Annotated in this window: 22 protein-coding genes; 10 read left to right on the forward strand and 12 right to left on the reverse strand. The window is 59.1% G+C overall.

The window, feature by feature from the left end:
• Positions 1-154: 154 nt before the first annotated feature.
• Together ACODTZ_RS06210 and ACODTZ_RS06215 are read right to left on the reverse strand one after the other, a co-directional pair.
• Positions 155-1,135, reverse strand: a complete 981-nt coding sequence (locus ACODTZ_RS06210; RefSeq protein WP_489024539.1) for a GlxA family transcriptional regulator — start codon at positions 1,133-1,135, stop codon at positions 155-157.
• A gap of 67 nt (positions 1,136-1,202) precedes the next feature.
• Positions 1,203-1,946, reverse strand: a complete 744-nt coding sequence (locus ACODTZ_RS06215) for an alpha/beta fold hydrolase (protein ID WP_489024814.1) — start codon at positions 1,944-1,946, stop codon at positions 1,203-1,205.
• A 373-nt stretch (positions 1,947-2,319) separates the two neighbouring features.
• Here ACODTZ_RS06215 and ACODTZ_RS06220 point away from each other — a divergent pair, with 373 nt between their 5' ends.
• The 4 genes from ACODTZ_RS06220 to ACODTZ_RS06235 all read left to right on the forward strand — a co-directional run bounded on the left by ACODTZ_RS06220 (position 2,320) and on the right by ACODTZ_RS06235 (position 6,434).
• Positions 2,320-3,183 carry an MBL fold metallo-hydrolase gene (locus ACODTZ_RS06220; protein ID WP_489024541.1) on the forward strand — a complete coding sequence of 288 codons (864 nt, stop codon included), beginning with the start codon at positions 2,320-2,322 and terminating at the stop codon, positions 3,181-3,183.
• A 46-nt stretch (positions 3,184-3,229) separates the two neighbouring features.
• The gene (locus tag ACODTZ_RS06225) at positions 3,230-3,946 is read left to right on the forward strand and encodes a hypothetical protein (RefSeq protein WP_489024542.1); all 717 of its coding nucleotides are present in this window, start codon (positions 3,230-3,232) and stop codon (positions 3,944-3,946) included.
• 13 nt (positions 3,947-3,959) lie between these two features.
• On the forward strand, positions 3,960-4,808 hold the full coding sequence (locus ACODTZ_RS06230; RefSeq protein ID WP_489024544.1) for an alpha/beta fold hydrolase: 849 nt from the start codon (positions 3,960-3,962) through the stop codon (positions 4,806-4,808).
• A 462-nt stretch (positions 4,809-5,270) separates the two neighbouring features.
• The gene (locus ACODTZ_RS06235) at positions 5,271-6,434 is read left to right on the forward strand and encodes a hypothetical protein (protein ID WP_489024546.1); all 1,164 of its coding nucleotides are present in this window, start codon (positions 5,271-5,273) and stop codon (positions 6,432-6,434) included.
• Positions 6,435-6,441: 7 nt separating this feature from the next.
• Here ACODTZ_RS06235 and ACODTZ_RS06240 read toward each other — a convergent pair whose 3' ends face one another.
• Positions 6,442-9,105 (reverse strand): ATP-binding protein, encoded by a 2,664-nt coding sequence (locus ACODTZ_RS06240; protein ID WP_489024816.1) that lies wholly within the window; start codon positions 9,103-9,105, stop codon positions 6,442-6,444.
• On the opposite strand from ACODTZ_RS06240, the gene ACODTZ_RS06245 reads away from it, so the two are divergent.
• From ACODTZ_RS06245 to ACODTZ_RS06265, 5 genes are all read left to right on the forward strand, one after another.
• Positions 9,004-9,213 (forward strand): hypothetical protein, encoded by a 210-nt coding sequence (locus ACODTZ_RS06245; protein ID WP_489024826.1) that lies wholly within the window; start codon positions 9,004-9,006, stop codon positions 9,211-9,213. The two genes, ACODTZ_RS06240 and ACODTZ_RS06245, sit on opposite strands and share 102 nt — an antisense overlap.
• 237 nt (positions 9,214-9,450) lie before the next feature.
• The gene (locus ACODTZ_RS06250; protein WP_489024548.1) at positions 9,451-9,864 is read left to right on the forward strand and encodes a GlcG/HbpS family heme-binding protein; all 414 of its coding nucleotides are present in this window, start codon (positions 9,451-9,453) and stop codon (positions 9,862-9,864) included.
• A gap of 30 nt (positions 9,865-9,894) precedes the next feature.
• Complete coding sequence (locus ACODTZ_RS06255; RefSeq protein WP_489024550.1) at positions 9,895-10,707, forward strand: SDR family oxidoreductase; 813 nt, start codon at positions 9,895-9,897, stop codon at positions 10,705-10,707.
• A gap of 84 nt (positions 10,708-10,791) precedes the next feature.
• Positions 10,792-11,295 (forward strand): nuclear transport factor 2 family protein, encoded by a 504-nt coding sequence (locus ACODTZ_RS06260; RefSeq protein WP_489024552.1) that lies wholly within the window; start codon positions 10,792-10,794, stop codon positions 11,293-11,295.
• Positions 11,296-11,320: 25 nt separating this feature from the next.
• Positions 11,321-12,145: an oxidoreductase gene (locus ACODTZ_RS06265; RefSeq protein WP_489024554.1), complete on the forward strand. Its 825-nt coding sequence runs from the start codon at positions 11,321-11,323 to the stop codon at positions 12,143-12,145.
• Positions 12,146-12,501: 356 nt separating this feature from the next.
• Here ACODTZ_RS06265 and ACODTZ_RS06270 read toward each other — a convergent pair whose 3' ends face one another.
• The 4 genes from ACODTZ_RS06270 to ACODTZ_RS06285 all read right to left on the reverse strand — a co-directional run bounded on the left by ACODTZ_RS06270 (position 12,502) and on the right by ACODTZ_RS06285 (position 17,732).
• Positions 12,502-13,302 (reverse strand): inositol monophosphatase family protein, encoded by an 801-nt coding sequence (locus tag ACODTZ_RS06270; RefSeq protein WP_489024556.1) that lies wholly within the window; start codon positions 13,300-13,302, stop codon positions 12,502-12,504.
• Between the two features lie 21 nt (positions 13,303-13,323).
• On the reverse strand, positions 13,324-14,397 hold the full coding sequence (locus tag ACODTZ_RS06275; protein ID WP_489024558.1) for an ABC transporter ATP-binding protein: 1,074 nt from the start codon (positions 14,395-14,397) through the stop codon (positions 13,324-13,326).
• Positions 14,394-16,634 (reverse strand): ABC transporter permease, encoded by a 2,241-nt coding sequence (locus tag ACODTZ_RS06280; protein WP_489024560.1) that lies wholly within the window; start codon positions 16,632-16,634, stop codon positions 14,394-14,396. The genes ACODTZ_RS06275 and ACODTZ_RS06280 overlap by 4 nt, the downstream gene beginning before the upstream one ends.
• A gap of 69 nt (positions 16,635-16,703) precedes the next feature.
• The gene (locus ACODTZ_RS06285) at positions 16,704-17,732 is read right to left on the reverse strand and encodes an ABC transporter substrate-binding protein (RefSeq protein WP_489024562.1); all 1,029 of its coding nucleotides are present in this window, start codon (positions 17,730-17,732) and stop codon (positions 16,704-16,706) included.
• A 160-nt stretch (positions 17,733-17,892) separates the two neighbouring features.
• Here ACODTZ_RS06285 and ACODTZ_RS06290 point away from each other — a divergent pair, with 160 nt between their 5' ends.
• Positions 17,893-18,903 carry a LacI family DNA-binding transcriptional regulator gene (locus tag ACODTZ_RS06290; RefSeq protein WP_489024563.1) on the forward strand — a complete coding sequence of 337 codons (1,011 nt, stop codon included), beginning with the start codon at positions 17,893-17,895 and terminating at the stop codon, positions 18,901-18,903.
• Between the two features lie 166 nt (positions 18,904-19,069).
• Here ACODTZ_RS06290 and ACODTZ_RS06295 read toward each other — a convergent pair whose 3' ends face one another.
• From ACODTZ_RS06295 to ACODTZ_RS06315, 5 genes are all read right to left on the reverse strand, one after another.
• Positions 19,070-19,360, reverse strand: a complete 291-nt coding sequence (locus tag ACODTZ_RS06295; protein WP_489024564.1) for a putative quinol monooxygenase — start codon at positions 19,358-19,360, stop codon at positions 19,070-19,072.
• Between the two features lie 87 nt (positions 19,361-19,447).
• A complete protein-coding gene (locus ACODTZ_RS06300; protein ID WP_489024565.1) occupies positions 19,448-20,566 on the reverse strand; it encodes a substrate-binding domain-containing protein in 1,119 nt (372 codons plus the stop codon).
• A gap of 58 nt (positions 20,567-20,624) precedes the next feature.
• Positions 20,625-21,566 (reverse strand): ABC transporter permease, encoded by a 942-nt coding sequence (locus ACODTZ_RS06305; protein ID WP_489024566.1) that lies wholly within the window; start codon positions 21,564-21,566, stop codon positions 20,625-20,627.
• 11 nt (positions 21,567-21,577) lie between these two features.
• Positions 21,578-22,522 (reverse strand): ABC transporter permease, encoded by a 945-nt coding sequence (locus ACODTZ_RS06310; protein ID WP_489024567.1) that lies wholly within the window; start codon positions 22,520-22,522, stop codon positions 21,578-21,580.
• Complete coding sequence (locus ACODTZ_RS06315; protein WP_489024569.1) at positions 22,519-24,012, reverse strand: sugar ABC transporter ATP-binding protein; 1,494 nt, start codon at positions 24,010-24,012, stop codon at positions 22,519-22,521. The genes ACODTZ_RS06310 and ACODTZ_RS06315 overlap by 4 nt, the downstream gene beginning before the upstream one ends.
• Positions 24,013-24,029 lie beyond the last annotated feature (17 nt).

The raw sequence follows: 24,029 nt of genomic DNA on the forward strand, positions 1-24,029 counted from the left end.
CGATCATTCGTCAACGCATGATGTCATCGATGACACAGCTAGTGCTCTGGCGCCGGCCCCGAGGAGATCGAATCCGCCGCATCGTCTGCATTGTGTAAGTGACTGGTAGGTCGAGCGCCTGTTCCATCTTCAGCATCGACGCGGCTCCCAGACTTCAGTCAGTCCCTGAACCATTACGAAACCGCTTGCGGAAATCGGCCGGGGACAGGCCGGTATCCCGTTTGAACAGTCGTCGGAAGGCCGTTACATCGCGATAGCCCACAGACTGCGCGACATGTTCAACCGATCGTCGGGTCGTTTGCAGCAACTCCTTCGCCTTCTCGATCCGAAGACTCTGGACGTATTCAGTCGGGCGAAGTCCGGTCGCCGACTTGAAACGTCGCAAGAAGGTGCGTTCTTCAAGCTTGGCTTCACGGCTCATCTCAAAAACGTTTATCGGCTCACCATCTATCGACTGGAGCATTTTCTGAACTGAGAGGATCGCATCATCGCCGTGATCCACCCGCGGTTTGAAGGACTTGTAATTCCGCTGCTCGCGTCCGGATGTGTCGATGAGCATGAAGCGACTGGTCTGCATTGTCACCTGCGGGCCGAATATCCGTTCGCAAAGGCGCATCCCGAGATCCGTCCATGCCATGAGGCCACCTGCGGTGATGATATCGCCGTCATCGATAATAATCTCGTCGACCTCCAGCTTGACCTTGGTGAAGCGCCGACGGAACTCCGCCGCCTCGGCCCAATGCGTGGAAGCAGCACGGCCGTCGAGTAAGCCTGCCTCAGCGAGAAGGAACGATCCCGCACACGATGTCGCAAGCAGCGTCCCCTTGTCATGAAGCGCACGAAGCCACGGCCCAAAGGCGGCAGCTTCGTGTGCAGATGGCGGACCGCTGAGGCGGCCGGGGATTACGAGGACGTTCGGAAGGCTTCCATTGGATGGCTGATCCTCGCGCCGGACATGGCCTGCAGTGTCGAGCGACCATCTGTGCACGGGCACTTGAGCGATGCCTTTCTCGCCTGCAAACCTGTTGGCTATCGTGATCAGATCGGTCATGCCAAGGATCGCGGCCTCATGCGCGCCCGGATATGCCAACACCCCGACTTCGATTGTCGCTGAACCTGTTTCGATCCTGTCCATGAATGCTCCCGACAACGCCTCTTTTCCGATATCGCCTTTCCTCTTCGGATTTCCACCCTGAACGCGACTACTTTCCAGCGGCTTCTTCTATCACGGCCACCACCTTGTCGGGATGGGCGATCATGATGACGTGACTTGAAGCGACTTCCGTGACCTTGGCATTGGCACGCTTGTACATCCAGCGCTCAAGTTCGGGATTGATGGTGCGGTCCTTCGTAGCGACCATGCCCCAGCTCGGCTTGTCCTTCCACGCCGCGGCCTTGGCCGGCGTACCGAGAGCGTCCTTGTGAATGAGCACTTGCGACTGGGCCATGAACTCGGCCTGGGCTTTCGGCAGATCGGCTGCGAAGTCTTCGTGAAGGTGCTGCGGATCGATCATCAAATAACCACCGGAAACTTCCATCACGTTGGGTGCTCCGGCGGCGGGGAAACGGGCGTGAAGCGAAGCGGTCGTCTCACCGACGTCTGGCACAATGCCGGCAACGTAGACCAACGCCTTCACCTTCTCGTCAGCGCCGGCTTCGGTGATGATCTGACCGCCCCAGCTGTGACCAACGAGGACGACCGGCCCGTCCTGCATGTCGATAACACGCTTGGTGGCGGCGACGTCCTCGGCAAGGCTGGTTTCCGGCTCCTGGACCACGCTGACGTGATAGCCCTTCTTCACAAGCCTTTCGAAGACGGGCTGCCATCCCGAACCGTCGGCGAACGCACCGTGGACCAGGACGATGTTCTTGATTGAATCGGCGGCCTGAGTAGGCGCGATGGAGGCCGCCAGAAGCGTGGCAGCGGATGCAATGAGCATGGACATGTTATGCACGATTTGATCTCCTTCGGTGACATAGAAGCGTTGATGAGCGAGCGGATTGCGCCGCTCATTCAAGAACGTAGGTGACGGTATTGCAGTCGATCACCGGCTTTTCCGACAAAAGCCGATGGCAGAACTGACAAACGGCATGGTGATGTTCAGACTGCATGCCAATTCGGAGCGAAGGGCGCCGGACACAGCGCTGTTCTCCTGGCAATAGGGCGATCACTGCCCGGTCCTGTGGAGAGCGACACATCCACGAATTCGCGGTCGAAGCACGAACTCTGTCACTTATGGCTCGGTGTTTGACAGTTTTGCCGCTCGAAGCTGGCGTGCCCGCCCTTACCTCCTGCCTTGAATGCAAGGGAGGTTTGCAATGCAGACACACGAAACCACGAAACCACAGCTCAGATTCGCAAACGGCGAGTTCGATATCACGGTGTTCAGCGACGGATTCATCCGTGTCCCAATCGACATCGTTGTCGCGGATGGCACGAATGAACAGCGCGAGAACGTGATGGCCGCGACAGGCGATCCCGATGGCAAGCATGTGCGATCCAAGGCAAACATTCCGCTTCTCAAGCGCGGCGCCGACACCATTCTCGTCGACATAGGGGCGGGTAACAAATACCAACCATCAGATGGAAAGCTTCTCGCCGACATGGCGAATGCGGGTATCAAGCCATCCGAAATTACCAAAATTGTCATCACTCATGGCCATCCGGATCACATGTGGGCAATGCTGGATAACGAGGACAATCTGACCTTTCCGAATGCGACCTACTACGTCAATGAGGCTGAGTGGCGCTACTGGACTGATCCCGATCTGCCAGGCAGCCTGCCGCACGACTTCGCGGAGTTTGCACGCGGCGCGCAACGCGATTTTGCGGCTATCCGGGATCGTGTTGTCCTCGTGCACCCTGGTGACGACATCGTCGCCGGCCTGCGCGTACTCGACACCGCCGGACACACACCGGCGCATATATCTCTGGAAGTTGCAGGCGATGATGGCCTCATCATAGCAGGCGACGTCGCAACCAATCAGATCGCATCCTTTCAGTTTCCGAAAGTCCGCTTCGGCTTCGACACTGATTCCGATCTAGCCATCAGCAACCGCCTGAAGATGTTGGATCGCGCGGCGACCGACCGCATCAAGCTGCTTGGATATCATTGGACATATCCGGGCCTCGGCTATGCGGAACGAAATGAAGGCGCCTACCGCTACGCTCCGGCACGGTAGGCTATCAACGAACTCAGACAGTCCCATCCACAACGAGAGAAACTCCATGACCGATCTTCTTGATCTCGCCGTGAGTGCCCATGGCGGCCTTGAGCGATGGAATGACCTGCGTGAATTGTGTGTGCGGGTATCGCTTACCGGCCCGATGTACACCATCAAAGGCCAACCACAGGGTATGGCTGATGTCATTATGAGGATTGCCACGCGCGAACCTACCGTCGACATCTCGTCTTATCCGGCGGCGGGAAGCGTGGGGCACTTTCGTCCGGACCGGACCTGGATATCAGATCGAAAGGGTATGGCGACCGACGAAAGATCCCAACCCCGTTCATCGTTTGCCGGCCACGTACTGGCGACTAAATGGGACCCTTCGCAACTGCTCTACTTCAACGCCTATGCGATGTGGAATTACCTCTCGACGCCCTTTTTGTTCACGCGCCCCGGCTTCAAGACAGAGGAAGTGGATCCGCATCATGAAAACGGTGAGGTCTGGCGGCGCCTGAGGGTCACATTCCCGCCAGATGTTCCGACCCATTGCCCGCAACAGGTCTTTTACTTCGACACCAACGGGTTGCTCCAGCGCATTGATTACGAGACCGAAGTGGCGGGCGGCGTCGCGGCGCATTACTGCTACGACCATGCATGGTTCGCCGGAATTCTGTTCCCCACACTCAGACGGGTTGTCCGCCGCACCGAGGAAGGAGCTCAATCGTCGCTTCCCGCAGCCATCCTTATTCAAGTTTCCGACATTCTAGCAAGCTGAAGGAAAGTCTGCGATGGACATCAAATACCAAGCCGACGCAACCACCACGCAGTACGTCAACGTTGGCGATCTAAAACTTGCATACCGCGCAATCGGCCCTGAACACGCACCGCCACTCGTTCTTGCCATGCGTTTTCGTGGTGTCATGGATGAATGGGACCCCAAATTCCTCGAAGCATTGACCATACGGCGGCGCGTCTACTTCTTCGACAGTTCCGGGGTAGGCCTCTCATGTGGGACGGTTCCCGACAACATTCCGGACATGGGTCGCGTGCTGATTGACTTTGCTCACGCACTCGATCTTGGCACGTTTGACCTGCTTGGCTGGTCGATGGGCGGCTACGTGGCGCAAAGCGCAGCACTGCAGCGCCCTGACCTAGTGCGCCGTCTTGTCGTCGCTGGTTCTGGGCCTGGGGGAGTGCCCAACGCCCCAGCCGCTCCGGACAAAGTGTGGGAGGTCGCATTCAAACCCGTCAACAATGATGACGACTTCCTCTATCTGTTTTTCTCGGAGGCGGCGGAAGGCCATGCAGCAGGCCGCGACCATCTTGCACGTCTTTGGAAACGAACCGAGGAGGCAGAGCCGCCGGTCAATCAGGCGGGAGTCAAGCAGATGGTAGCTGCGTTCGAACACCTGAGGCAACGAGATGCACTGTATCCCCTGTTGGAGAAGCTCGCGCTTCCAGTGCTCTATGCCAACGGTGTGGACGATATCATGATACACGCGTTCAACAGCTATGCAGCGGCAAGCAAGGTACCGAACGGTCAGCTCATCCTCTATCCGCGGTCTGGACACGGGTTCTTGTTCCAGCATTGCGACTGGTTTGTTCGTGATATCCATCAATTTCTGGATGGCTCTTGAGAAATGCGATGAGGATGGTTGGCTCACAAGGCATCGCCAATGAGGTACATAGAGAACATGCAGGCCCACGTTCTGCCTGCTCTTGAAGGGATGTGAACCCGCCGCGCCATATTCAGACAGGCGTGCCTGATAAAACTCATCTCAAAATGTTGCAACCCGCCTTCAAGGGTGGTCTACCGCCTTTGGCCGCTCTGCGCGGCAGGAGCGGACATTGATGACACTGATCGAGTTGCAAACCGCGACCACGACGCCACCGCAGCAGACGCAGACGACAGCGTCTGAGTGGCCGCCGAACGATTGTTTTCTTATGGTTCCAAATTCTCACTAGACCACGTATAACGCCACCAGCGTACAGTACGCGTCATGCGCATGTGGGGATGCCCGCCAGTACAGCGTCATCATAACATTCCAGAACACGATCGATCGCATCACCAGCGTCAACCAGATTTTGGGAATTTGCGCATGAATCCGATATCTATACTTGGCGCGATGGTCATCGGCACAGCATCGTTGCTGTCGCTGGGCGTCCTCCCGATCCTTCTTGGCGGATTGGATGAGGTAGGCCGACTGAGCAAAGCTGGGATTGGCCAAGCCGCAATGTTCGAACTGTTTGGGCTTGCACTGGGGTCTGCGGCTGGCGGCTACTGGATGGCGCGCGGCGCCATGCGCTTGAAGACCGTGGCTGTCGGGCTCGCTTTGGCAGTCGTGAACGTGGCGACCGCGCATTCTGGAAGCGAAGCGATGATCCTGCTGGATCGCGCGATAGCAGGATTGCTTGGCGGCCTGCTCTTCGGCGCGGCGAACGCGATCATCGTGCGCTCCAACAATCCCGACCGCTTGACCGGTATCCTCGTCGGCACCTCCGTGGTTCCCCAGATTGGCCTCGCCTATCTGATCCCGGTCGTCCTCATTCCCAAGTTTGGGATCGAGGCTGGGTTCTATACGCTCGCCGCTGGGGCCCTGGTGGCAGCAGCGTTCGCGATCACTCTGGTGGATCGGGTCGCTCCCCACGTTGCGTCGGAACGAACTCGTATTCCCTTCAGCGGCCCGCTGGTGCTGTTTTGCGTCGGCACCATCCTCCAAAGCGGCGGGCTGGGCGCCGCCTGGACTTACATCGAGCGCGTTGCCAATCAGCACGGACTTAGCCCATCGGTTGTCGGGCTGGCCTTTTCTTCTGCGCTTGCGGGGCAGGTTGCTGCGGCGTGGCTTTCCGCATGGGTGGTCCCGAAGGTTGCGAAGTGGCCGGCGCTGTTTTCGGTGGTGCTTGCTCAGACAGTTTTCACGGCCGTCGCCGTGCAGATCGCCATTCCCACGGCCTTCGTTTTTTCCGTCTGCGTTTTCGCTAGTGCTGCGGCAGCGGCACAGGCGTTTCAGATGGCCGAAATCGTCAGGCTCGATACGACCAGAAAGGCTGCCGTCTTGATCTTGCCGATGATCCTCTTCGGAAATGGATTGGGACCTTTGCTTGCGTCCTTCGCGACGACCGATATCGATGTGCTCGGCGGCTGCTGGGTGGCTGTCGCGATGTCGGCAATATCCCTGCTTCTCTATGTCGTCTGCGCCGCTATATCGGCTCGGCGAAGGATGCCGTCTGCAGTGGAAGCTGAGGCCACGCCCGGCAGCTAGGCTCCAGTCAGCAGGTGGCCACGAGACGTGCCGCATAGGCGAGATCCGCGTTGCCCTCGAACTGGGCAAAGCGTTCGACGAGCGGCTCCAACAGGGCACGAGCTACCGAGCTCTGTTCCTGCTGAACCCTGAGCCGGGCCAGACTGAGCGTGGCGCGTATCTCCCAGGCCGCCGCGGCGCGCGATTGCGATATCGAGAGAGCCCGCGAAAAGAACTTCTCGGCTTCGCCCATACGCCCCGCCATCAGATGGTGCTCGCCGGCGCCGCGCAAGTGCTCCGAGGCACACCAATGCTGTGGCACGGATTCGATACGCTGAAGGTCCGCGGACCGGTGAAACCCGCAATGGATGCTCGTCATCATGTCGGCATGAGAGGGGACATGGGGGATCCAGTCGATAGGCGAAGTGTCGAAGGATCTGCGGCCGTCGCGAAGACGTTCCAACGCCTCGTGCGCACTTGGAATATATCTCGACCAACCGGGATTCCTGTACTCCCTCGCCAGTTGCTCATGCAGCTTCGCGCATTCGGCCGCCTTATCCATGAGGCCGGCCCAGGAATAGACGCACAACCCGCACCATGCCACCCAGGCGATCGTCGGAACGTGCCCTCCATTGAGCGCTATCCGATGAGCCTCGTCCATCTCATCCAATCCAGAGAGGAATTTACCCTGGATCCATAGCGCACGTGAGCGCAGCACACGGACGCTTGGTACGTGGTCGAATGCGATTGACGTGCCGGATTGTAACTGGGCGGCGAGGTCAAGCGCGCGGTCACAATCGCCAACGGCGGCGTCGAACTTAGAGCGATAATACTTGGTGTAACCGTTGAGATAGTAAGCTGTCCGGAAGGAGTCGGAATCCTTCAGGCGCTGAGCCAGTTCGAAGACGCCTGCACCATAAGATTCGAGTTCTTCGACATTTGCTCCCGTCAACGCGCCGATTGTCAGCGTCACGAGCGCGCTCATCTGATGATCAGGGGCGTTCAGTCGATTCGAGAGTTCAAGCGCGCGCAACGCAATGGATTCGATACAGTCGATGAAGTTCGGCGGATCCGGCGGCTGCGTGTCGAGGAGCATCTGCGCTGCATGGGCGCAGATGCGCATCTCCAACCACAGGACATCTTCACGCTGCAGGTCAGGAGGTATCACGCGAAGCGTTTCGATCGCGCGGTGCACGTATTCCACTCTGATATTGAGAGACTGACTGAAGCCGATTGCTCCTGCCATCAATTTCAGAGCCGTATGCCAGTCGCGGTTTCGGATCGACCAATCATGTGCGGCGCGCCAATCGTCCAGGAGAGTGGCGTGCCTTCGTCTGATATCATCTTCCGAGGCTTCCAGTCGATCGATTGCGTCCAGTCGTCGCAAAGTATGGTCGATGAAGCGGGCGTAGGCTGCGGGGGCGTCGTCACTTTCGAGGAGTTTGAGTCTCGCATAGACCCGCATCGTCTCGAGGAATCGGAACGATGCGATCTCCCCGCTGAAATCGACGGTGACAAGTGACTTTGCGGTCAGGTTCGCCAAGGCATGATGAATGCCGTCACCAGGCAATGTCTCGTCTGCAACGGCGGCTCTTGCGTCTTCGGCTGTGAAGCGTCCCGGAAACACCCCGAGGCGCCGCATCACAAGCGCCTCCTCCGCGCTCAGGGCATCGTAACTCCAGTCGACTGCCGCCTGCAGCGTACGGTGTTTTGGCAATGCCGTTCGGGCGCCCCGTGTCAGAACATTGAACCGATCGTCGAGCCGACGCGCGAGCTCGGCGATCGTCATGGTGTCGCTCGTCGCCGCCGCGAGTTCTATGGCAAGCGGACTTCCGTCCAGTCGCCGGCAGACCTCACCCAGGAGAGACGCGTTGGCGTCATCGACAGCGAACGCAAGCGAACGGCGGCCGGCGGCCTCCGCGAACATCTGGATCGCGGGATAGACCATGGCCGACCGCCCCGTCAGCACGGCGCCCTCAGGCGGACAATCCAGTGGCTCAAGCGGAAAGATGCGCTCGCCGGGGACCCGCAGCGGTTCGCGGCTGGCGGCGAGGACCGAAACGCCACCGGTCCTGCTTGTCAAACTTGCCACCAGCGCCGCCACGTGACCAATCACATGTTCGCAGTTGTCGAGGACGAGCAGGATCGTCCTGCCCCCCAACGCGCGCTCGATGTAGGCGGACACATCGTTTGGGCTCCCTTCGAGTTCAAGCGCCTCGAACAGCCGGGTCTCGACATGAAGGGATGTCACGGATGTAGAGAAGTCTACGAACACGCATTCCCCGTCGGCGTCGTCAGCGTGTTCGGCGATGGCTGCCAGCGCCATGGCCGTCTTGCCGATGCCTCCCGGCCCAACGATCGTTACGATCCGATGCCGGGCGACGGCATCGCCGAGACGCGCTAGCGCTTCGTCTCGGCCGAAGAGCGTGGTGAGCTGTCTCGGAATCGCAAGCGATGAACGCGGTGGGGTCGGCGCTGTAGCGCCAATCGGTGAGACGGGCCCAGCGAACACATATCCCTCGCGCGGCACCGTCGTGATGTCGAATGTTCCGTCTGCCCCTCCGGAGAGCGCCTTGCGCAGTGCCACGATGTGCACGCGAAGATTCACGTCCGCAACATGCAGACCGGACCAGCCTGCCGCCAACAGCTCCTGCTGGGTGACGACTTGGCCGGAGCGTTCCACCAACGCCACGAGAACCCGGCAGGCTCGCGCGCCGACATTCAGCCGGACGCCATCACGCCGCAATTCGAGCCGCATGGGGTCGAGTTCGAATGGACCGAATGTGAACTGTTGCACTGACACGACCGGCTCCGCGCGACAACAGGCCTCTAAATACCGGAAGACCACAAGAGCGACAAGGTGGCGGCCCTGTTTGGACGGCTTTCCGGGTCCTTAAAGCTGACCTTTCTGGGGGTGTTCAAGGTACGTTTGCGGTCCGCCTTAACAACTCTTAACAGCTATCAACTTGAAGCAAACGCACGCCCATTCGACAGTCCACCCATCAAAAAATCACGCGGACGAAAGGGAGGTTTGCCAATGCCTATCTCGGCTCACAACGCCCAGGCGATCATCGATCATGCCGAAGCCAAGGCACGGGAGATGGGCCTGGCGGCGATCATCGCAATCCTCGACGACGGCGGACACCTGAAGGCGTTTCACCGCATGGACGGAGCGGTTCTCGGGTCTATCGATATCGCGATCCGGAAGGCCAAGACCGCGGTCCTCTTCCAATGCAACAGCGAGGACATCTGGGACTACCTGAAGCCTGGAGCCCCGGCGCCTCACCTCGAGCTGACCAACGATGGTTTGGCACCCTACGGAGGCGGGATCGCCCTCAAATGTCCCAATGGAGGAATGGCGGGTTCGCTCGGCGTTTCCGGCGGAACCATTGAACAGGACACCAAGATCGCCAGGGCGGGACTTGCCGCCTTCGAGGCGATGCTCCGCTAGACATCAACCCAATCACAGAGAGGCAATGACATGAGCAAGACGATCCTCATCACTGGCGGCGGCTCGGGCTTCGGCAAGGCTGCTGCAATTGGAATGGCAAAGAACGGCCACAACATCATCGCGACCTGCCAGGTCTCGCCCATGGTCACGGCCATGCGCGAAGAAGTGGCGGCGCTTGATCTCGGCAAGCGCATCCGCGTCGAGCGCCTCGACCTCACGGATCCCTATGACATCAAGCAGGCGCAGGGTTGGGATTTCGACGTTCTCTGGAACAATGCAGGCCAGGGCGAACCCGGTCCAGTCTGGGAAATCCCCGTCGACATCGTGCGCCGCAACTTCGAAACGAATGTCTTCCTTCCGCTGACGCTCACGCAAGGCGTCATCCAGCGCTGGATCCGGGAAGGCAAACACCACGGCAAGAAGGTGGTGTTCACGTCCTCGATGGGCGGCCTGTTCACGCCGGCGAACTGGGGCACCTATGTCTCGACAAAGCATGCGCTGGAATCCATCGCGGAGGCGCTTCAGCAGGAACTGGCGGCCTACGGGATCAAGATCCAGACCGTCAATCCCGGCGCCTATTACACGGGCTATAACGAAACGATGGCCGACAATCCGTTCCGCTGGATGGACGACGGCAAGAACTTCACGAAGCGCGCCGATCTCCGCAAAGGCTTCGACGACTTCTTCGCTACGCCGGAAGGCAAGATGGACCCGACCGAGATGATCGATCGCATGATCGAGATCGTTCCGTCCGACACGGGTAAATTCCGCAATGTCTGCCCGAAGGTGATCGAGGACATGCTGAAGGATCACCAGCTCAAGGCCTGGGAAGCCCAGATCTAAAATCCCTGCGGCGTTGCCCCCGCCGCTCTTCTCCGTCGCCGGGAGCGTCCGTCGGCATGACAACTCGTTCCAAGGAGTTCAGAGATGAGTAGATGTAAAACATCAGTGGCAACGCTTCGTGCGACCGCTGTCGCGGTTGCCATTTCTGCCGCCACCTTTGTTGCTGGCACGGCCATTGCAGATGAGGCCGCCAACAAGGCGACCGTCCAGAAGGCGTTCGATGCGTGGGCCGCGGGCACTGGAAGTCCCTATGACCTACTGGCGGACAACGTGGCATGGACGATCACAGGCAACTCTTCTGCGTCCAAAACCTACGGCAGCAAGGATGCGTTCATCAACGAGGTGATCAAGCCGTTCAACGCGCGGATGAGCGTCGGTCTCAAGCCGACGATCCGGAATATGTATGCGGACGGCGATACGGTCATCGTCTTCTTCGATGCCGCGGGAACAGCGAGGGACGGCCAGCCCTACAAGAACACCTATGCGTGGTTCCTCGACCTCGATGGCGGCAAGATCGTCACGGCATCAGCGTTCTTCGACAGCATTGCGTTCAACAAGCTCTGGGAACTGCCAGTCGCGGCCGAATAGGCCCGTCATACGGAGGAAGATCGATATGAAAACCTGGTTTATCACTGGAGCATCGCGCGGGTTCGGCGCCCGCATCGCACAGCTCGCCCTCGAGCGGGGAGACAATGTGGTTGCTACCGCCCGCAGTGCGGCATCCGTCATAGACAAGCTCGGGGAGCGGTCCAACCTTTTCGCAGCCGCCTTGGACGTCACCAACGAGCAGCAAGCCTACGACGCGGCCCGGCAGGCTGTCGAACGCTTTGGGACCATTGACGTCCTGTTGAACAACGCGGGCTTTGGTCTCATCGGGGCGGTGGAGGAAGCCACGGCAGAAGAGGTCGAACGGCTCTACCGCACGAACGTCTTCGGCTTATTGACGGTGACGCGGGCAGTCCTTCCGCAAATGCGCTCACAGCGATCCGGTCGCATCCTCAACATCTCCTCGATTGGCGGTTACCGCGCTGGCGCAGGCTTCGGCGTCTACTGCTCCACCAAGTTCGCGGTCGAGGGATTGTCGGAAGCGCTCTATGCGGAGCTCGAACCCCTTGGAATACATGTGACCGTCATCGAGCCTGGTTATTTCCGGACGGATTTCCTCGATCCCAGCTCGTTGTCGGCAAGCAGCAACCGGATTCACGACTATGATGGAACGGCAGGTGCTGTGCGCGAGCACGCGGCATCCCTCAATCACAACCAGCCCGGAGATCCGGAGAAATTCGCTCGGCAGGTCGTCGCCTTCGCCGACGTCGATCAGCCACCCGTCCGCATGCCGTTCGGAAGCGACACGGTTGACGCGATCGAGGCGAAGCACGCGTCGGACGCAAACATCATCAATCGCTGGCGGAACGTCTCGGTCTCGACGGACTTCTGAGCAACGTCAATAGCGGCTAAGGACCGATCGTCGACCTTACAGTCGGCCGCTCCGTACCATTTCCGGGTAAATCGTGTACTTGCGGTGCCCCTGGCGGAAGGTTACCCGGTACGACGCCATTTGTTCATAAAGCGTTGGCAAGAACATGATCGCAGTTTGCGTTCGATCCTGACAGTTTCTGACGCTCAGGCAAGATACCTGATGGCGCACTTACTTGGTGGCATATCAAAGGAACAATGAATGGTTGCGCTTTCACCGACGGCAATCTGTCAAAGCCGATAACCGGCTTAAAATTGGTCTCCTGTGACAAGTAACGCCGCGAAGCGATCTGTCCAGATATCGGCAATCGTGCGTTGTCAAATTCCAGCGATAGCGCGAAGATCCTCGACGGCGCCGGGCGCTGCCGCAAGAACGGGCGCCCCCTTGGTCAACCGGTCTCCCTCGGTCGGGAATGGGTGGTACCAGCCGCCGGCCTCCTTCACGAGGCAATAACCGGCCAGGCAATCCCAGGCATGCATGTAGGGTTCGTAATAGCCCACGAGACGGCCGGCAGCGACATAGGCAAGCATCAGTGCGCCAGATCCATTCCGAATGAAGTTGCCGCCGGCAGACAAAAGCTTTTCCACCATCGCGGCCACGAATGCCGGCGTGACATGGTTGTTGGCGCCGATACCGGTCACGGAATTGCGGATCGTGCGTGATGGATCGAGTGACAGCGATTGTCCGTTCAACGTCGCACCGGATCCAGCGGCCGCTGAGTAGAGTTCACTGTGACACGGTGCAAAGATAACGCCGACAACAGGCACGTTATCCTGGAGAAGCGCGACCGAGATGCACCAGTTCGGCATGCCATTGACGAAAGGGCTCGTTCCATCGATTGGATCGACGACCCAGATCAGGCCTGACGTGCCGGCTTCAAGTCCGTATTCCTCCCCGAGGAAGCCGTCACCGGGATAGGTATCATGCACAGCGTCTCGAATGAGGTTTTCGACGTCCCTGTCAGCGATCGACACGACGTCCTGGGGATCCCGCTTGGTTTCTATGACCAGGCTTTCCCTTTTTTCGAAATAGCCGAGCGCCAGCGCGCCTGCCTTCTGTGCAATGGTTTCCGCAAAGGCCCTGCGAGCATCGAGGCCCAATGAAGAATGCGATGTCATTTCAAACCCTCTTGCGATTTCTTACTTGGTTGGTGCGGTAATCAGCGCGATCCCGCGATCCTTAAGGCTGATGGCGACTTCGGTCGTCGTGTCGAATGGTGAATCCGCTGTCCTGTCGATGACGAACAGGTTCCCCCTGCCGGTTGCGACTTCGTATTCGACATGATCGCCGAGATAGGCCGCATGCGTGATCCTGCCGGTGAAGGCACCCTTCGTGGGCGTGCGATGCAACTGAATTGCATTGGGCCGGATGGCGAGTTCGGCCCTGCCGGCCGATGCATTCCTGGCCGCTACGCGGTGCTTCAGCCCTTCGATATCGATCAGGGCGATGCCGTCTTCGACACTTTCGACCTGGCAGGCCAACACATTGGCCTCACCCATGAAATCGGCGATGAAGGCGGAGGCGGGCGCATCGTAAAGGTCGCGTGGTGCACCTTGTTGCGCGATCTCGCCATCCTTCATCACGATGATCTGGTCCGACACGGCAAGAGCCTCATCCTGGTCATGCGTGACATAGACCGCTGTGAAGCCCAGTCGCTGTTGCAGATCGCGAATTTCGGTGCGCACCCGCCGGCGAAGACGTGCGTCGAGATTGGACAGCGGCTCGTCGAGCAGCAGCACCTGCGGCTCCAGGACCAGGGCGCGCGCCACGGCAACGCGCTGTTGCTGGCCACCCGACAATTCGGCCGGCAGCCGCTCGCCCATGCCGTCGAGGCCGACGAGCTTCATCGCCTCCTTGGCGCGTTCGCGCGCCTCCTTGCGCTTGATCCCTGATGATTCCAGGCCGTAGGCGACGTTGTCGAGCGATGTCATATGCGGAAAGAGCGCGTAGCTTTGAAACACCATCGACACATCGCGTTCGTTTGCCGGCAGCATCGTTACGTCCTTGCCGCCGATGAGGATTCGTCCCGCCGAGGGGTGCTCAAGACCGGCCAGCATACGCAGCGTCGTCGTCTTGCCGCATCCCGACGGTCCGAGAAGCGTGACAAGCGTTCCCGGTTCAATGGTGAGCGAAAGGTCGGGAATGGCTGTGAAGGCGCCAAATGTCTTTCTCACTCGTTCGAACGTAACGGAGCCGGGCACAGTCTTGCTCATGCGGTTTTCTCCTGATTGAGCGGCAGGGAGGGTTTGGCCGTCGGTGCGGCGAGCGCGACCCGGTTTTCACGGCGAAGTCGGCGTTCGCCGACCAGCAACTGGAAACCACCGATCACAGTGACCATCACGACGATAAGGGCGGACGAGTAGGCGATCGCAACGCCATACTCGCCGTTTTCGACGAGGCCGACGATGTAGGCCGTGGACATGTTGTATTCGGCGCTGACGAGGAAGATCACGGCGCTGATCGAGGTAATCGCCCGCACGAAGGAATAGACGAGAGCCGCGGTGATCGCCGGACGCAGAAGCGGCAAAATCACTTTTCTCACGGTCCTGAAGCTGTTTGCCCGCGAGGTCAGCGATGCCTCGTCGAGGCTCTTGTCGAGCTGGCTCATGGCCGCCACGCCGCCGCGCACACCGACTGGCATGTTACGGAAGACGAAGCACGCGACGAGGATGAGTGCGGTGCCGGTCATCTCCAGCGGCGGCAGGTTGAATGCCATGATGTAACTGATACCGATCACTGTGCCCGGAATGGCAAAGCTCAGCATAAGCGCAAATTCGAAGACACCACGACCGACGAATTTCTGGCGTACGATCAAATAAGCGGTCAGCAGGCCGACAGCGGCCGTTAATGGCGCGGAGATCAGCGCGATTTCCATCGTCGTCCAGAAGGAGTTCCAGGCAACACCCGTCCAGGCTATGCCGCCGTCCTCGCGCCAGCCGATGGAAAATGCGCTGATATAGTGCTGGAAGGTCAGGCTGTTATCCAGGCCCCAGGTACGCACGAAGCCACCGAAGAGGATCATCGCGTAGACCACCACCGTAAACAGCGCCCATGGAATGACGATCGCATGAACGGCGATGGACAGGCCGCGCGGCAAGGCAGCATGCGCTCCAGAATCGCCCTTACCAGTGACCGTTGCATAGCTTTTTCCCTGAAGCCAAAGTCGCTGGGCGAGGAAGGCCGTCATGGTGAATGCCAGCAGGATCATCGCGAGGACTGCGGCGCGGGCGGGATCGTTTTGCGATCCGACAACGGCGAAGAAGATCTCCGTGGATAGGACACCGTGGCTGCCACCGAGAACCATTGGATTGCCGAAGTCCGCCATGCTTTCGATGAAGCTGATCAGAAAGGCATTGGCGAGACCTGGCTTCATCAAAGGCAGGGAAACCCGCCAGAAGGTGCGCCAACGATCGGCTCTGAGCGTCTGCGACGCTTCTTCCATCGAAGGGCTGACACCTTCGACGACGCCGATCAGGACGAGAAACGAGATCGGCGTGAAGGACAGGACCTGCGCGATCCAGATACCGGTCAGACCGTAGAGCCAACGGCCCGGCTCGATACCGAGCGCTGATGCTGTAAACTGCGTGACCACACCCGCGCGCCCGAACAGCAATGTCAGTGCGAGACCGACGACAAAAGGGGGCGTGATGATCGGCAGGATGGTCAACAGCCGCAATCCCCTCTTGAAAGGGAACCGGGTCCGTGTTGCGACGAGCGCGAAGCAGAGACCGAGCAACGTCGCACCGCTAGCCGTCATGATCGCGAGCCACAGCGTGCGCCAGGCCACGCCACAGCGCTCGCCCCCCACGACACAACTGAGACTCCAGACTGACGAATCCTGGATCGTGTTGAAGAAGCCGCTGGGATCAAACGAACCATCGACGGATTGGAAAGCGGCAATAAACATGCTTCCGACCGGATAGAAGACGAAAACCGCAACCAGGACCACAAGCATCGAGATGGCGCTGACCACGAAGGCGTCACCCTTCATGACGCCGCGATCGGCAAGACCGAATGAAAAAAACAGCACGAAAACGATACCGGCAAGAACTGCACCTGCTCCCATGGATGGCTGCCCGTCCGGCAAGGCACCAAACAGTGCTTCGCTGATTGCCCATGACCAGCCGGAAAAGGTGATTGCCAGTCCCTGAAGTGTGAGAAGCGCCAATCCGACGCCACCACAGACCGCCAGGAGAAGGCCACGGCTTCGGGCACTGGGAACGAAGCGCGCGACACAACCAGCAACAAAGAGCAAGGCAACCAAGCCAAGCCACCAGCGTCCGAAGCTTGCGATCTCGATTGCCGCCGGTGCGGTTGCTGCATCTGAAAAGTAGCCGGAAAGCCATTGGAAGCCGAAGAAACCGCTTTCGATGCGATACCAGGGCAACAGCAGGAAGGCCACGCCACCCATGAGAATGGCGATATCGAGACGGCGATTGCTAGAAATCATGTCGGTTGTCCGCAGCGTTTCGTGACGGTCGGAAAGGCAGGAGCCTCAAGGCCCCTGCCTGTCATTCGATCAGTTGGCCTTGGCGCCTATTTCCTTGTCCCAGCGGGACAGAAGAGCCTTGCGAACATCTGGGTCGCCGTACTTCTTGAAATCGTAGTCGATCAGCTTGATGTCTTCGAACTTCGGCGCTTCTTTCGGCACCTCGGCGGACTTGTTCGATGGCAATTGGAAGGACTTCGCGTCCTTCATGTGGGATTGGGCATCCGTACTCAGCGCCCAATCGTACCACTTCTTGGCATTGTCCAGGTTCTTGGCGCCCTTGACGATCGACATCGACCCGATCTCGTAGCCCGTTCCCTCACATGGCGCGATCGCCTTGATCGGGAAGCCCTCGACGGTCTGAGCGACCGCGTCATGCATGAAGACGACCCCGATGGTGGACTCGCCGCGCGCTGCGGCCTTCACCGGCGCGGAACCAGACTTCGTGTACTGGGAGATATTGGCGTTGAGTTTCGCCAGATAGTCGAAGGCCTTGTCCTCGCCCATGATCTGAACGAGCGTCGCCAGGGTGTTGTAGGAGGTTCCCGACGAGTTCGGGTTGGCGATCTGGATTTCTCCCTTGTACGAGGGATCGAGCAGATCGGCCCAGCATTTGGGCTCCTTCAGGCCTTTCTTCTGCAAGATCTCGGTATTGTATCCCCAACCAAGAGCACCGGCGTAGACGCCAACAGTTCGGAAATTCGCACTTTCGGCCTGCTTCTTTGCCCAGTCCTGCAATTGGTCGAATAGCGGCGACTTGTATTCGAGCGTCAATCCCTCGCTCGCTGCCTGCAGATGGGGGTCGCCAGTGCCGGCCCACCAAAGGTCGGTCTTGGGATTGCGCGCTTCCGCGCGAATTTTCGCATAGGTCTCGCCAGCCGACAGGCGAACCATGTTCACGGAAATATCCGTCTGCTTCTCGAACAAACCCTTCATCAAGTCGCAAACCTGCTGATCGGCGGAGCATATGACGTTGAGATTTCCAGCAGCATGAGCCGGAACGGCAAGCGAAGAGATAGCAACGGCGAACGCGGCTGTGGCGAGCTTAACAGAATCCATGATTTCCTCCATTTAAACGACGCCTCCACGTCGCCGCTATTTTGCAAGCGTGTGCAAAGCTTGCATATGACAGAAAAGGATGTCAATGAATTTCTCGATGTTTATTGAGTTCGCAGATGGGAACAGTGTTGCAAGCGCTTGCAAGGCGAGGGGAAACTGAATGCCGCCAAAGGACTTCGTCAGCGCCCTCGAGGTAGCGCAGCGCGCCGGCGTCTCCCGATCAGCGGTGTCTCGCACCTTTACGCCCGGCGCCAGTGTCTCCGCCGAGACTCGTAAAAAGGTCACTGACGCGGCCGAGGCGCTCGGTTATCATGTCAACGAACTTGCTCGCGGCTTGATGCGTAACGAAAGCGGCATCGTTTGCTTGGTCGTATCGGACGTCGCCACTCCCTATCGCTCGGCATTGCTCCGCGAGCTGACAAGCAAGCTGCAGAATGTCGGCAAGGTCGCAATGTTGATCAACACGGATCGCTCGGATGGCAGTGTTGACCGCGCTTTGTCTCAAGCGATCCGTTACCGTGCCGATGCATCCATCATCCTGTCGGGTCTTCCTGACGCTTCGATCGTCAGGCTATGCCTCAAAAACGGCCAACGGCTTGTCCTCATCAACCGCGACGACGAGGAGCCGGGTCCGCTCAAGATCAATCTTGATGATTTCGAAGCCGGAGAACGGATTGTCACAGCATTTGCCAGAGCAGGCTGCCGATCGCTCGCCTTTGCCAACTCGGATGCGGGGACGCCGAGCCTGATGGGTCGCGAACACGGCTTCGTTGCGGCCGCGGGAAGACTTGGCCTAGAAGTCTCCGTTGAACGCTACGGCTGGACTGGCTATGAGGCCGGTCGCGTATTGGCGCAAAGGATGCTGACGCGCACACAACGCCCGGATGCTGTATTCTGTGCGACAGATCTGCTGGCGTGCGGCTTCATGGACACGGCCCGACACCAGTTTGGTATCGGTGTTCCGCAGCAGCTTTGTCTCGCGGGTTTTGACGATATCGAGCAGGCCTCATGGTCATCGTATGGTCTGACCACGTTCGCGCAGCCGGTTGCAGAGATTGCTTCGAAAGCGGTCGAATGGCTTTCGAAGGCCGAAGCCTCAGACAACATTTTGCACCATTCCGTCCGGCTGACAGCGGAATTGATCTGGAGAACGTCAATCCGAGCAGGGTGAGCTAGTTCGGGCCGTGACTTGGGTAAGACGCGACCGCCCCTTTTGTTGCACCGGCCTTATTGTAGCTCTTGAGAGAGTTCGCAACGATGGCAGCTCTCATTGCTGATAAGATCGTAATCGCTTGTCGCCGATGGGGAAACTCTCGGAGGAGAGGACACATGCCAGCCTAGATTTCGTCCAACAACATCACCTGGGAGCTCTCGAGAAGATTATTTATTCGCGGAAACACCTCCGAGACGTGGCGAGATGCAACATGTTGATCAAAAGACAACTGATCTATCCATGCCTCTGTAAACACAAAGCGCCGCGGGTTCTCTTTGTCCCTATGTAGGGTGTAATGGACCACTCCACCTTCGGATCTGCTTGGTGCCACCAGTGACTTTAGAGCTGCCTCAACTTCAGCCTCTGCGCCAGGTTTTGCGACGAAAATCGCAACGCCGGGTATGATATCTGACATGTATCAATCCTCAAATGATTGTCGCGCTCAAGCATTTTCAGACACGGTCCGACCAAAGGCGGACCGTGTCTCGGTCGTTGCGACGGCTTAAAAGTTAAAGTCTGCTATGTTGTCCTTGGTGAACACCTTGGGCGCACCGAGCAGAATTTCGCTCTTGTTGGCAATATGCAGATCACCGAGCTTGCCGGCCTTGAAGCTCTTGTCACCTGGCTTCAGGGTTCCGTCGGCAAGAGCGCGCAACGCGGTCGCCGCCGCATAGCCCATGTCTTCCGTGCTCCAGAGTACGGCGGATTTCACGCAACCGCTGTTCACATAGGGCTTCATAGCATTTGGCAGCGCAAGGCCGACGACCGCGACCTTGCCGCACAGATTGCCCTGCTGAACGGCTTCCGACGCAGCTGGCGTGGCAACGCTCGTCATGCCGACGATACCCTTGAGTTCGTCACCATACTTGTTGATCAACGTTTGCGCCTGATTGAAGGACAGAATGTTGTCTTCTTGGGCTTCCACAGTTTCCAGGAACTGGATTTTCGGGTGGCACTTTGCGGCGTAGGCCGCCATCTCGCTGATCCAGCGTGCCTGGTTGGGTGTCGTGAACGTCGAGGTCACGATCGCGAAGTGGCCATCTTCACCGATCTGCCCGGCGAGCTGATCGATCAACGTTTTCGCTACACCATTGGCCGTCGCCGGATTGATGAACCACTGACGTGCGTCTGCCTCCGCGTCTGCATCATAAGTGACGACATTGATCCCGGCCTCCAACGCCTTCTTCAACACCGGTGCCACAGCAACCGGATCGTTGGCCGACAGCATGATGCCATCCACGCCGCTGGTGATATAGTTGTCGATGAAGGTAATCTGTTCATCGATGTTGGCTTTGGTCGGACCATCGGTCGTGACGGTTACATCGCCGAGTTCCTTGGCAGCAACCTGTGCACCGGCAGCGCTCGACATGAAGTAACCGATGCCGACCAGTTTCGGTACGTCGACGATCTTGAGCGGCTTGCCCTTGCGATCAGGTGCATTGGCGAGCGCAGCTCCGTTATACTCGCCGGGATCTACGGCCGCAGCCGAAGCGTCGCAAGCAAGCGGATTGGTTGGCTGGCCGTCTCCTCCGGTCCAGTCGGCTTGCGCATGGGCTGCCAGCGGCAGCAGGCTGGTCACGCAGAAAACGCTCGCCTGAAGTGATACTATGATCGATCGCATAAAAACTCCTCCTGTTTTGGATCGTATGCATCCCCGAATGGGGCTGCACCTTGTTGGGTCAGTCGCGCGAAAAACGATTGACCAAATTCGAAATGAGAACGGCCAGGATCAGTACGGCGCCGATCACCACGATCGTGCCGTCGCCCTTGACGCCGGAAAGCGACAGACCGTTCTTCAGCGCCTGGATCAGCACCAGGCCAAGCAGAGAGCCGACGATCGAACCCCGGCCGCCGAATATAGAGGTGCCACCCAGTACGACTGCGGTGATCGCGTCGAGTTCAAGACCGGTGCCCATGTCGGATCGGGTCGTCGAGACTCGGCTGACGAAGACGACCGCAGCGATACTGGCAAGTAGGCCCGAGCCGGCATAAATCCACAGCTTGATCCGCGCCACATCGACGCCCGAATAGCGCGCGGCCGCCTCATTGTTGCCGATGGCGTAGATCTTCCTGCCAACCGGCGTGAAACGGAGAATGAAGATCCCGCCGATCGCCGCCACCGCCAGAAGCCAGAGCTGTGTTGGCACCCCCAACAGGTTGCCCTGCCCTATCGCGAGGAACCAGGCTGGATAGCCCCTGACCGACTGCGCCTGGCTGATGCCTTCCGCCAGGCCACGATAGAGCGCCAGCGTGGCCAGCGTGGCGATCAGCGGCGGCACACGAAAGCGGGTAATGATCAGCCCGTTGACGAACCCACCTGCCGTACCGACGACGATCGCCAGAAATGCGGCCAATGGCAGTGGCAGGCCGAGTTTCCAGAAGACCCCCACGAGAATGGCCGAGAGGCCGACAGTGGAGCCGACGGAGAGGTCGATGCCGCCAGTGATAATCACAAACGTCATAGCTATCACAATCAATCCGACCTCGGTCATCAGCCGACCTTGGTTCAGAAGATTGGCGCTGGTCAGAAAGCGGTCATTATAGATGGCGAGCGTACCCATCACGCAGACCAGAATGAGAAACAGAATGGTCTCGTGGCGATAGAGAAACTTGAGGTTCATTGTCTTGCCCCTCACCCGGCGCGTTGGCGACGCGCGACGTCGGCAAGCACGGTGACCAAGATAAGCGTTCCCTGAACGGCACGGAGCCAATAGGCCGAAACGTTCAGAAAGATCAGCGACGATCCGATGGTGGCAAAGAGGATCGCAGCGAGCGTCGATCCGGTGACGGTGCCGATACCGCCTAGAATGGAAACCCCACCGACCACCGCCGCGGAGATGATGACCAGTTCCAGTCCATTCGGGACCGTGGACTGGATGACCTGCAACTGTGTCGCGAAAAGGATGGCCGCGAGCCCCGCAAACAGGCCGTGAATAGCAAAAACCTGCACGGTCATCGCCCGATGCGATATGCCGACGGCCTCCGCGGCATCCGGGTTGCCGCCGACTGCATAGATTGCCCGCCCGAACGCGGTGTTACGCATGACGAAAGCCGCAAGCAGCGTCAGAACGACCATGAAGACGACCGGCGACGGTATGCCGAAGAACTTGAACTGCGCCAGCTGAAACGCCGGTGGCAGGCCAGATATCCAGGCTCCGCCGGTCAAGGTGATCAGGAGACCGCGCAGGATCGACAGCATTGCAAGCGTGGCTATTATCGAGGGAACCCTGAGATAAGCGACGAGGACACCGACGAGAACATTGATCGCGCATCCGGCGGCGATCGGCGCCAACCACGAGAACCACACCGGATAGCCATTGGTGACGAGCAGGCCGGAGACGGTTGCAAGCACGCCGATCAACGCCCCGACGGAGACATCGATGTGTCCTGAGATGATGACCAGCGACATGCCGATGGCCGCTACCGCGATATAGGCATTGCCGACGAAGATCGACGAGAGGTTATTGCTCGACATAAAGCGCGGATTATAAAGCCCGACGACCCCGAGCAGGACGATAATCGCCACAGCCAAGAGCACTTCCTGGCTCGAGACTTTACCAAATGATATCCGTGTCATGCGGCATGCCCTCTCATCATCGCAGCCCCGATCGTTTCTGGCGTCGCTTCGCTGCGATCGAGGATCGCGACCATGCGGTGCCCGTTCATCACGGCAATGCGGTCGCTCATGCCAAGCACCTCCGGAAGCTCGCTCGAGATCATGATGATCGCCATCCCTTCGCGGGCCAGCTGGACCATCAGCTTGTGTATTTCCGATTTAGCGCCGACGTCGACGCCGCGTGTTGGCTCGTCAAGGATGAGAACCTTCGGCGCACTCGCCAACCACTTGGCGATGACCACCTTCTGCTGGTTGCCACCGGAGAGCTCACCGACAATCTGCGACGGACCACGGGTGCGTACCGCAAAGCGGGCGATGGCATCGTTGGCGAGCGACTGTTCCTTGCGCTTGTCGACCAGCCAGCCGTTGGTCAGCTTGTCGATAACCGTGATCGCGACGTTGTCGCGAATGGTCTGCCGCTTCACAAGTCCATGCTGAGCGCGATCTTCCGGGACATAGGCGATACCATGATCGACAGCCTGTCGCACGTCGCCAACGCTCACCGTCTTGCCGTTGATCCGGATGGAACCGGAAGACGCGGGTGAAATGCCGAACACCGTCTCGGCCAATTCCGTTCGTCCCGAGCCGACTAGACCAGCAATGCCGAGGATCTCGCCCGCACGAACGGTGAGGCTGACATTGTCGACACGGCCCGTACACGAAAGGCGATCGAGCTCGAGCACAGGCTCTCCAAGTGGCACGGTCTCCTTGGGGAAAAGCTGGCTGATCTCGCGCCCCACCATCATCGAGACGAGGCTGGCCTCGGTGACGTCGCCGATATTCTTCGAAGCGACGGTCTTGCCGTCGCGCAGCACCGTCACGCGGTCGGAGATACGAAATACCTCTTCCATGCGATGGCTGACATAAACGATGCCGACGCCGTCGTTCTTCAGCGCCTTGATGACATCGAGAAGCCGGACGACGTCGGCTTCCGCGAGCGCTGCAGTCGGCTCGTCCATGATCAATACCCGTGCATTGCGCGATAACGCACGGGCGATTTCGACGCGCTGTCGGTTGGCAACCGACAGGTTTTCCACCCGCGCGTCTACATCGAGTTCCGGACAGTCGAGCCGCGCCAGGAGCGCGCGCGCCTGTTCGCGCATGGCGCGCCGGTCCAATAGACCGAACGCCGTTCTCGGCGCATGGCCGAGGAAGATATTCTCGGCAACCGTCAGCGCTGGGAAAAGCAGAAGCTCCTGATGAACGACAGATATGCCGGCCACCTGCGCGGTACGCGGCTGACCGAAGCGAACCGTCTGGCCATCAAGCACGACGTCACCACTGCTCGGCTGGTGTGCGCCCGACATGATGCGAATCATCGTCGATTTTCCCGCGCCATTCTCGCCCATCAACGCATGAACCTCACCGGCCCGCACGTCGAAATCCACGCCTCGCAGCACCGATATCGGTCCGAAGGATTTTTTCGATCCCTCGCAACGCAAGAACGGCATTGCCGGGAGGTCCGGAT

This window comes from Rhizobium sp. FG113 (assembly GCF_057809895.1).